The sequence below is a fragment of the Streptococcus sp. 2018037 genome (assembly GCF_019754195.1).
GTDB classification, from domain to species: domain Bacteria; phylum Bacillota; class Bacilli; order Lactobacillales; family Streptococcaceae; genus Streptococcus; species Streptococcus hashimotonensis.
The window spans coordinates 26,618-35,886 of the sequence record NZ_JAIJZQ010000020.1 but is presented as its reverse complement, the minus strand read 5'-3'; the positions used below and the strand labels follow the sequence as shown (position 1 = coordinate 35,886).

Annotated in this window: 9 protein-coding genes; all 9 read right to left on the bottom strand. The window is 40.9% G+C overall.

Features of this window, described 5'->3' with window-relative positions; translation table 11 throughout:
• Positions 1–659: 659 nt before the first annotated feature.
• The 9 genes from K5Q29_RS07920 to K5Q29_RS07880 all read right to left on the bottom strand — a co-directional run bounded on the left by K5Q29_RS07920 (position 660) and on the right by K5Q29_RS07880 (position 9,103).
• Entirely contained in the window at positions 660–1,559 is a 900-nt protein-coding gene (locus K5Q29_RS07920; protein WP_105138897.1) for a helix-turn-helix domain-containing protein, read from the bottom strand.
• Positions 1,560–2,075: 516 nt separating this feature from the next.
• Positions 2,076–2,711, bottom strand: a complete 636-nt coding sequence (locus K5Q29_RS07915; protein ID WP_105138896.1) for an HAD-IA family hydrolase — start codon at positions 2,709–2,711, stop codon at positions 2,076–2,078.
• A 1-nt stretch (position 2,712) separates the two neighbouring features.
• A complete protein-coding gene (locus K5Q29_RS07910; RefSeq protein WP_105138895.1) occupies positions 2,713–3,459 on the bottom strand; it encodes a GNAT family N-acetyltransferase in 747 nt (248 codons plus the stop codon).
• Entirely contained in the window at positions 3,459–4,460 is a 1,002-nt protein-coding gene (gene ruvB / locus K5Q29_RS07905) for a Holliday junction branch migration DNA helicase RuvB (protein ID WP_105138894.1), read from the bottom strand. Before ruvB ends, K5Q29_RS07910 begins: the two co-directional genes overlap by 1 nt.
• 247 nt (positions 4,461–4,707) lie before the next feature.
• Positions 4,708–4,881, bottom strand: coding sequence for a hypothetical protein (locus K5Q29_RS07900; RefSeq protein WP_172013734.1), 174 nt, complete (start codon positions 4,879–4,881; stop codon positions 4,708–4,710).
• 101 nt (positions 4,882–4,982) lie between these two features.
• Positions 4,983–6,698: an ABC transporter ATP-binding protein gene (locus K5Q29_RS07895; RefSeq protein ID WP_105138893.1), complete on the bottom strand. Its 1,716-nt coding sequence runs from the start codon at positions 6,696–6,698 to the stop codon at positions 4,983–4,985.
• Between the two features lie 2 nt (positions 6,699–6,700).
• Positions 6,701–7,471: a hypothetical protein gene (locus tag K5Q29_RS07890; RefSeq protein ID WP_105138892.1), complete on the bottom strand. Its 771-nt coding sequence runs from the start codon at positions 7,469–7,471 to the stop codon at positions 6,701–6,703.
• A gap of 5 nt (positions 7,472–7,476) precedes the next feature.
• Complete coding sequence (locus tag K5Q29_RS07885; RefSeq protein ID WP_105138891.1) at positions 7,477–8,349, bottom strand: ABC transporter ATP-binding protein; 873 nt, start codon at positions 8,347–8,349, stop codon at positions 7,477–7,479.
• A 25-nt stretch (positions 8,350–8,374) separates the two neighbouring features.
• Positions 8,375–9,103, bottom strand: coding sequence for an amino acid transporter (locus tag K5Q29_RS07880; RefSeq protein ID WP_105138890.1), 729 nt, complete (start codon positions 9,101–9,103; stop codon positions 8,375–8,377).
• Positions 9,104–9,269 lie beyond the last annotated feature (166 nt).

The window sequence follows — 9,269 nt, the reverse complement described above, 5'->3', positions numbered from 1 at the left end:
AATCTTTTTCAGGATGAAGCACAAACTGGTTTGCGGTGGAAACGATGTCGTTAATACTATCAAGTAAATGAGCTTTAATCTGATCTAGCATGACTTTTCCCCTTTTATTTTTAGTGTAACATAAAAACTAACCCACCACAAAATGTGATAGGTTAGTTAACTTAATGACATTGGGCAAAAAGACCAGCCTCGCTTCTCAAAGTTCGTGTCAATATCTCAGCGCAGTAGATGATTGGGTTTAACAGTCCAGTGGACTGTTAAAGGTTGGAGATAAGATTTGCGAAGCAAATCTCAGCAATTCGTTTTTCACACTCCAAATCTGACCATTACGACTGTTGCGAACAAAGTTCGCTTCACCTCCAACCTCAAACTGTCTCCCAGACAGTTTGAGCTGTGCGGGGGTGGGAGTGAAACAATATGGGAATAGACTGTTTCAGCTCAACAACTAGAAATAAAGACTTGTTGACGAACTCTTCTATGAATGGTCGAGTTCTGTCCCACTCCCTTTTTAATAATATTATTCTTCAACCCATGTTCCCCAGTTACCGCCAAGACGACCAAAAAATTTCAAACAGTTAAACATGTTACTAATCTCCTTTAATCTTTATGAGTTTAGTATAATGCTTTTCACAATTCTTCAACAGGACAAAAATGTCACTTTATTGATTGTCAACTCTCCAATCTTCTTCTATCTTTTGTTCTAACTCTCTATTTTCTATCAATTTTGCAAATAGCACCGCATCTAGATAATGCTTTTCAGCCTCATCCCGATCCTTATCCACAAAAAGTGCATATTTCCATTTTAATACACTAACAATGGGCTTTTTCTGAAAATCTTGTGTCGACTGTATAATCTTATCTACACTGTCAAATATCTTTGGTATTGGTTCGTAATATTTTTTACTTCCCAAAATGTTTACACAAGATAACAATGTATCCCTTAGAACAAATAAATCATTTGAATTGATGATATTGATTTGCTCATGTAAATGCTCTATAATTTTCAAAAACTGTCTAAATATTTCTGAATCACAGCTAGATAACCTAACATATTCAAGATGGAGCCTAACAATCAACAAATCATTCAATTCATACTTTCGTTTGCGAAAAATTTGTTCAAAGTAGTCTTCCAGTATCTCTTTTCCAAAGCCTGCTGTACCTGACTCTAAAGTATCAATTCGTGATTGAATCGCATCTATTGCTATCTTCTCCTCCTCAGGCAATTCATCATAATAATCGTCATAGATTTCTGTCATCATGGCATCTCGCTTTTCCGCCAAATCTTCATTACCATAAGTTGGGGTGCGAAGCACATCAAACTTCAGCTTGGAATATCTTTCGGGTAAGGATACGTAATCTGGCATAAGCTCGTAAAGTCCCATACCTAAACGAGTTGCAATATACTGAATCTTTGAAAAAGTCGGCTTGGAAGTACCTGCTTCAATACGAGTTAATTGGCGCACAGAGAGTTCCAGTTCATCGTCACAAAACTGTTCACGTGTCATGCTAACAGATTCTCGTAATTGACGTACACGCTGTCCAAATTCCTTATCGTTCATAAACCACACCTCCAAATATACTTTTTAAATTATATCAAATATATTACACAAATTCCATATCATGCTCTTCTTAAAACAGACGGCTGGATTCATTTTTTATTATAGCTTGAAGCCATAACAAGATAAAAGAGACTGGGCAAAAAGCCCAGTACCGCTTCTCAAAGTTAGTGTCAACATCTCAGCGCAGTGGTTGATTGGCAGATTTGTTCGTGTTTTACACTCCAAATCTGACCATTACGACTGTTGCGAACAGAGTTCGCTTTATCTCCAACCTCAAACTGTCTCCCAGACAGTTTGAGCTGTGCGGGGGTGGGAGTGAAACAGTCTGGGGATAGACTGTTTCAGCTCAACAACTAGAAATAAAGACTTGTTGACGAACTCTTCTATGAATGGTTGAGTTCTTTCCCGCTCCCATTAATCAAGTAGTCATAGCACTAACCTAAACGAAGTTCAGCGGACGTCTTTAGATGTTGCTGGAGAGAAACAGCTTATAGCTGGTGTACAAGCCACCCGTTTTCACAGGTTGTTATGACTTGATTTATCTGTTAATATTTGTTTTATGTCCAATAAAGAAACAATCTTCCAATTCTGCTCCACGCCATCAATTTGCAGATTGATACTATGAATACCCGCATTAATAGCCGTTTCCACATCAAGCCGACGGTCACCAATATAGTAAGTACGTTCCTTTTCCAGGTCGTATTTTTCGATGAGAAATAGCAGAGCTTCTGGACTTGGTTTGCGGGAAAAACCAGAATCGCTGGTCAAGATTTCTGTGAAATGGTGAGCAATGCCCAACTCCTCCAAAACCTGAAAAGCATTGTCACTCTTGTGGGTATAAACGAAATTTTGAATTTCTTTCTCTGCTGTCCAGCCCAGAATTTCACGCGCACCAGCCATCAAGGGAATCTGCGTATTTTTCTCCTTCAAGGAAGTCGCACGCACACGATTAAGTTCATCGCTATCCAGACCGTACTTGGCCGCATCACGCACCAGCAAATCCTTGACAGAATAGCGAAGAATGAAATTTCTTACTTCTTCGCGGTCAAAAGGAAGATCATAGTGTTCATAGGTTTCCTGAATTCCAGCCAAAATCGCTTCATAGGAATCCAAAAGGGTTCCATCCAAATCCCAAATAAATGTCGGTGTCATCTTATCTCCATTCATATGCTTGATAGGGCTTGTCCAATTGGTAACCCAATTTTTCAGCCAGTTTCAAGGAAGTCAGAGTATGGGCATCCCAGCTAGGATAGAGATTACGGTCTAAACAAGCTAAGATTAACTGAGCAGCACAAGCTCTAGCTAAACCCAAACCTCGATAGTCTTCCCTAGTATCCACTTCTATCTCAATCCCACCTAAATAACTGGCATAGGATGAGGCACCTGACACCACCTGTTCCTTATGTAAGATGACATAGCCTAGACCCAAGTCTAAAAACTGCTCCACATCAGCATAATTACCCACCAAATCGCGTGACCAGTCTTCCACCAGACAGGCATCATACAGATTACGGTCAATCACTTTCAGGTCAAACTCTTCAGGTAGGGCATCAATCAGTTTCTGCAAATGCCCAAGGTCAAAACTAGTATCTTTTTTCGTAGCATAACGGGTAAAGGACCGGATCCTGTCTCCGTAAGTCCCTTCTATCAAGTCTGACCAGGCTTGGTTTTGGGGTACTAAAATAATATCCTTTCCCTCACACATTTTTAGCAAGTCCACATTTGGTTTTCCGGCCAAAAAACCAAAGAAGCTCTGCCGTCCATAGAGAGCTAGGGCTGACTGGGGAGACTGGGTATTATCTACATGAATCTGTCCCATTCTGCCCTCTAAACAGGTCCAAATAATTGCCTCAGGCCAATCTCCAAATAAACTGGCTACTCGTCTCATCTGCTCTGCCATTATTTTTCCGTATAGGGATAACCCAAGTGCTCGTAGGCCTTGGCTGTCGCAACCCGCCCCGTCCGTGTCCGCATGAGAAAGCCCTGCTGAATCAGGTAAGGCTCATACATGTCCTCCACCGTCTCACGCTCCTCGGCGATATTGACCGACAGGGTGTTGAGGCCGACAGGACCGCCGCCGTACATCTCAATCATGGTCCGAAGAATCTTCTGGTCCACATAGTCCAGCCCCTCTCGGTCCACGTCCAGCATGGTCAGAGCCTTGTCCGTAATGCTATCGTCAATCAGGCCGTCGCCCATAATCTGTGCAAAATCCCGCACCCGCTTGAGCAGGCGGTTGGCGATACGAGGGGTCCCCCGCGAACGACGAGCCAGCTCGATCGCTGCTTCATGGGTAATCTCCATCTCAAAGATATCCGCTGTCCGCTCGACAATCTCGGTCAAATCAGCCAGTTCGTAATACTCCATGTGACCAGTGATACCAAAACGAGCCCGCAGGGGATTGGACAGCATCCCCGCACGAGTGGTCGCTCCAATCAGGGTAAACGGTGGTAACTCCAGATGCACAGAGCGGCTGGATTCCCCTGCTCCAATCATGATGTCAATGTAGAAATCCTCCATAGCAGAGTAGAGAATCTCCTCAACCGCCATGGGCATACGGTGGATTTCATCGATAAAGAGGACATCGCCTGGCTCCAAATCGTTGAGAAGGGCCACCAAATCGCCTGCCTTTTCAATGACGGGACCACTGGTCTGCTTGATATTGACGCCTAGTTCATTGGCAATGACAAAGGCCATGGTGGTCTTACCCAGACCTGGAGGACCAAAAAGAAGCGTATGGTCCAAGGCTTCATCACGGAGCTTGGCTGCCTCGATAAAGATTTTCAGCTGGTCCTTGACCTTGTCCTGACCGATGTATTCATTTAATTTCTGCGGACGTAGGGTACGCTCAACGTATTCCTCGTCCTGCATTTGTTCCATGTCTAAAATTCGATTTGTCATGAAACCATTATAGCATAAAATGAAAATACCAGACTCAGTGAATCCAGTATTTCCAGGAGATTATATAATCCCTAGCTCTTGTCGCTTGCGGCTTAGAGCTAGGGACACCTTTAGGTGAAAAGTATTTCTGCTATTTCTAGCTTGGATATAGTATAACTCGCCAAGCTTAAGGGAAACTAAAACAGAATTCATTTTATGTGTTTTTCATTATTTATAAAAACATCTGTGAATTTTTGTCACAGTTACTTTACTCCTCAATTCGCACATGAACAAACCATTTGTCAATACTCCTCTTCCCAGAACGCCGTAACCGCTCTGCGATTCCCTCCATATATTTTTCAAACCTTTCTTCCATTTTTAAGACTCTAGAGCTCCCTCTGTCACTTCCTCCCAAAGATAATGTATATGTTGTTTGTTTCATTCTCTTCTCCTATCTATTTATTATACAAGTAATCATTAGTGTTCCATTTTATTATTAGGTAACCCTAGACTTAGACTGGTCGGTCCATCGACTCCCATTCACTAACTGGCTTGCGGTAATCCTCTTAAGAAATCTTGATAGAGATGATTTCTCTCCACTAACTGCTGGTGAGGACCATAATCGGCTACTTGCCCATTTTTATCTAAGACCAGAATCGCATCCGCCTCACGCACTTTGTGCAAACGGTGAGCAATGGTTAGCCTTGTTTTCCCAGCTGTTAAACGGTCAATCGCTTTGCTAATGACACGTTCTGTGACAGTATCTAAACTCGCTGTCGCCTCATCCAACAAATAGATAGGATGCTCTAACAACAAGGCTCTCGCAATGCTAAACCGTTGTTTTTGGCCTTCCGACAAACCTGTCCCATTTTCTGAAATCCGAGTATCTAAACCATCTTCCAACTCAGCTACTAAATGAGACAATCCCAACTCCTTGAGAATATGAGCAATACGCTCTTCAGACACAGACTCGTTCTTTCCATACAATAGATTTTCTCTAATCGTTCCATGGAAGAGAGTATTGTCTTGAGGTATGAAGGAAATCAATCTTCTCATCTCCTTGGTTGAAATATCACTTAAGCATTGTTGACCAATCCGAATCTCTCCTTGGTAGTCTTGATAGTATTTCATCAGCAAGGCAAAAATAGTTGACTTTCCTGCCCCACTTGGACCAACAATCGCCACATGAGAACCCGCAGGAATGTCAACAGATAAACCGTTCAACACTGGTTCTTCACGGTAAGAAAAATGAAGATTCTTTAATTGAATACCCGTATTCTCAATAACCTTCTCTGTATCTACTTGTTCTTCCTTGTACAATTCCAATAATTCTACCAAGCGTTTAGAAACCGCACGAAACTCTGTCAACTCGTTTAAGGAAGAAGCAATATCTGTCACAGGCTCAATCAATTGCATCATATATAAGACAAATGTTGTCAGTGTTGCCATGGTCATCACACCCTTGGTCACTTCTATACCTGCTACAAGTAACACCAGGATGATAAAACCCGTCATCAAGCTACTAACTAAAGTATGTTGCACCGCTGATAGTCTAATCATTCTCTCAAAGGTTTGTGACAGTTTCTGAAAAGACTTGCCCATCTCTCGTTGTTCATGCTTTTCTCCCTGAAAGGCCTTCATCAAACGAATTGTTGTAAATTTATGACTAATTCTACTAGAAACCTGCCCTAATCCTTCTTGGTAAGCAGAGTAGTAACCTTCCAACCGCTGGTTCATTGGAATCATAACCATTGACAACAAAGGAAGCAACAAGAGACTAAGACCCGTGAGCCACGGACTGATGGTCCACAGAAAATAAATTGACCCGATAACCATCAAACCATTCATCAAGAAATTTGGAAGAATAACGGTGATGAAGTTCAGAACAACCGACATATCATTGGTCAAACGACTGGCAAGATCGCCTGATTGGTACTGATCCAAGTCCCTTACAGATGTAGTCAACAATGATTCATAAATAAATTGTTGCAACTGTTTGAGTGCCTTACTACCACTACGCCCGATGAAATAATTGGATAGGGCTTGTACCGTATAGACCGAGACAAAGAAAAGGATGAAGCCAGCCAGCAATGCTGGTCGTGTTAATAGATTGCTTAAATAGGTTTGATCTAGCAACTGACCAATAAACTGGGGGAGAAATAAGCCCATTCCAACCCCAAGAGCACTCAGCACTATTCCAAACGAGAACATCGTTTTATTGAGCGATTTCAACAACACTCCTACGAGTCTTCTATTCATACCTAGAACTCCAAATTCTTGAATTTTTTCACAGCAATTTTAGTAAATACGAGTACGTAAACAATTGTAACACCGATAGCTCCTAAGTAAGCAAGTCCCGCTCCTGTAAGCCCTTCGCTCGCCAAAGGCATATAAGTAGTTGGAAAAATCATCGCAACTGGACCGCCAACAACTGCTAAAATCATCATCGTAATCGTCACCAAAAATCCTGTGACCATTGTGGTAATATTTTTCAGATACAAGCAAAGAGCCGTTGCCAAACTAACCGATAAAATATCTTTTAGCAAATAAGCGACAATACAGAACACATTACTCAAGCTCTCTGCCAAACTAGTATCAAAAACGGACGGACTGCCAAAAGGCAGATGGATTACCCTGACATAATGTACAAATGCAGATGTCGCAAAGAAGAGACCATAGAAAATAACAATTGTTGCTAAGAGACCCAAATATTTAGACCAGAAAATCTGTTTCCGCCCAAGATCTCTGTATAAAAACATGGTATGTTCATCTACTTCTTTCCTAAAGACAGAGATAGCCAAGAAATACAGGGTCAAACTAGGAAGAATAAAACTATCCACAGAGCTCATCATCATATTCGTAAAGGCAACGAGACTAACCGACCCCTCACTAGCATGAATTTGCATAAAATTCGACCCTTCAATAAATGAAGTGACCAGATAAATAAAAGGAAACAAAGTGAACAGGAGATAAATCTGCGTCTCCTTTCGCTTCCAAATCGTTTTAAAGATAGCTGGAAAAATTTGCTTCATACTCACTACCCTTTCGTAAAGATTTCTTTCAAGTGATTCTCTTTCACTTCTAGTTTCACAATCAATTCTTGACGAGCCAGCACACCAAAAATCTGATTTAGCTCACTTGTAGGTGTAGCAGTGGAAATCTCTAACACTTCCCCCTCTAGCACCACATGGTCATTGAGCAAAGCCTCTACAGAATCTAGGTTTTTAGTCGTATCCAACTGCACGAGTACACTTGGATGAGATTTGCCTTCAAAAGCCTCTGCCAATTCTCCCGATTCGATATAGACATAGCGGCTACACAAGGCCTCCAGCTCACCCAGTTGGTGACTCGAAATCAACATGGAAATTTGTCGCTCACTCGACCACTGCTTCAAAATATCAATCAATTTCTGAACACCAATCGGGTCCAAGCCCACAAAAGGCTCATCTAAGATAAGGAAATCTGGCTCCGCAACCAAGGCAATCGCTAAAGCAGTCCGTTGTTTCATACCAAACGAGAATCCCTTGGGTTTCCGATTACGAGCATCCCATAACTCTACCAATTTCAAAGTCTTCTCAATATTTGGATAGAGCTCTTTTTTCCCATGCAGGTCCAAATAAAACTTGAGATTGTCCATAACGGTCATTTCTGGATAGAAGACGGGATCAATCATAATTCCAAAGTCTGCCAACAAATTATCCTGGCTAAAAATATCCGTACCCTTATAAGTAATGGTTCCTGAACTTGGTTTTAGGGACTTGGCCATTAATTTCATGAGCGTGGATTTTCCAGCTCCGTTTTTCCCAATCAGACCAACAATCTCGCCCTTATTGATCTCTAAACTCACATCTTTTAGTGAGTAAAATTCGTTTCCTGCAAACTGTTTTGATAAATGATTGATTTTAAGCATAAGTAACTCCTTTTTCTAACTATTTCTAAAACTCCAGCTTTTCAAAGTTCGAACGGCCTTTGAGATAGATAGCAACAATATAAAATGTCGTTATAGCTGCTACCAAGGACCATGCAAGCAGTGGCTGATTAAGGTTCATCTGAGCATAGCCATTCGGTACGACATAACGAACTCCAATGAGAAATGGTGCAGTTGTTGTAAATAACGACCAAAAAACTCCTGCTAAAACTGCCTGTAAGGATTTGGCTTTGATAGAAACCATGGCAACCAATAGAATACCGATAACATTGATTGAAATTGTTGCAAAAATAGATAGCAAAGTAGACTGTACATTACCCCAATCATCTGATACTACTTTTCCAGAAGCATTCAAGAAACCAAAATAAGCAATCGCACTTGTCAGCATTGTTAGAAGGACATAAGAGGCGTACATCGTCACTAAACTAATGATTTTTGCATTAAAAAGTCGAGTTCTATTCAGATCTTTATATAAAAATAGAATACCGCTATCAATCTCATCCCTAAAAACTGCGGAAATTATCAAGGATAACAGCAATGTTGGTAACACAATCCCATCCTGTGTTGCCAATGCTGCTCCTAGAAAATCTAAAAAATTGTCTGTATATTCAGCCTTTACGCCTACTAAAAATTTAGACAATATCGGAACTAAGATTGGTAAACCAGCAAAGGCATAAAACAAAGCAACATCTCTTCTATAGATAATCGATTTAAAAATAGACCTAAATATATTCATATTGTTTCCCCTTTTTATCAATAAGATAGATGAGCAAAAACTCCCTCACTTATTTATTCGTAAACAAAAAGAAAAATTCTCTGGAAAAACCAAAGAATTTTAATACTCATATTTCACCATCAATTATGGTCTCAAATAATGTGCCGCCACATAACCAACAACGAAA

What these genes read in the sequence shown, in the direction of transcription:
- K5Q29_RS07920 (WP_105138897.1), bottom strand. Translation starts at nt 1,559, where the DNA reads ATGAACGATAAGGAATTTGGACAGCGTGTACGTCAATTACGAGAATCT.
- K5Q29_RS07915 (WP_105138896.1), bottom strand. Translation starts at nt 2,711, where the DNA reads ATGACACCGACATTTATTTGGGATTTGGATGGAACCCTTTTGGATTCC.
- K5Q29_RS07910 (WP_105138895.1), bottom strand. Translation starts at nt 3,459, where the DNA reads ATGGCAGAGCAGATGAGACGAGTAGCCAGTTTATTTGGAGATTGGCCT.
- ruvB (WP_105138894.1), bottom strand. Translation starts at nt 4,460, where the DNA reads ATGACAAATCGAATTTTAGACATGGAACAAATGCAGGACGAGGAATAC.
- K5Q29_RS07900 (WP_172013734.1), bottom strand. Translation starts at nt 4,881, where the DNA reads ATGAAACAAACAACATATACATTATCTTTGGGAGGAAGTGACAGAGGG.
- K5Q29_RS07895 (WP_105138893.1), bottom strand. Translation starts at nt 6,698, where the DNA reads ATGAATAGAAGACTCGTAGGAGTGTTGTTGAAATCGCTCAATAAAACG.
- K5Q29_RS07890 (WP_105138892.1), bottom strand. Translation starts at nt 7,471, where the DNA reads ATGAAGCAAATTTTTCCAGCTATCTTTAAAACGATTTGGAAGCGAAAG.
- K5Q29_RS07885 (WP_105138891.1), bottom strand. Translation starts at nt 8,349, where the DNA reads ATGCTTAAAATCAATCATTTATCAAAACAGTTTGCAGGAAACGAATTT.
- K5Q29_RS07880 (WP_105138890.1), bottom strand. Translation starts at nt 9,103, where the DNA reads ATGAATATATTTAGGTCTATTTTTAAATCGATTATCTATAGAAGAGAT.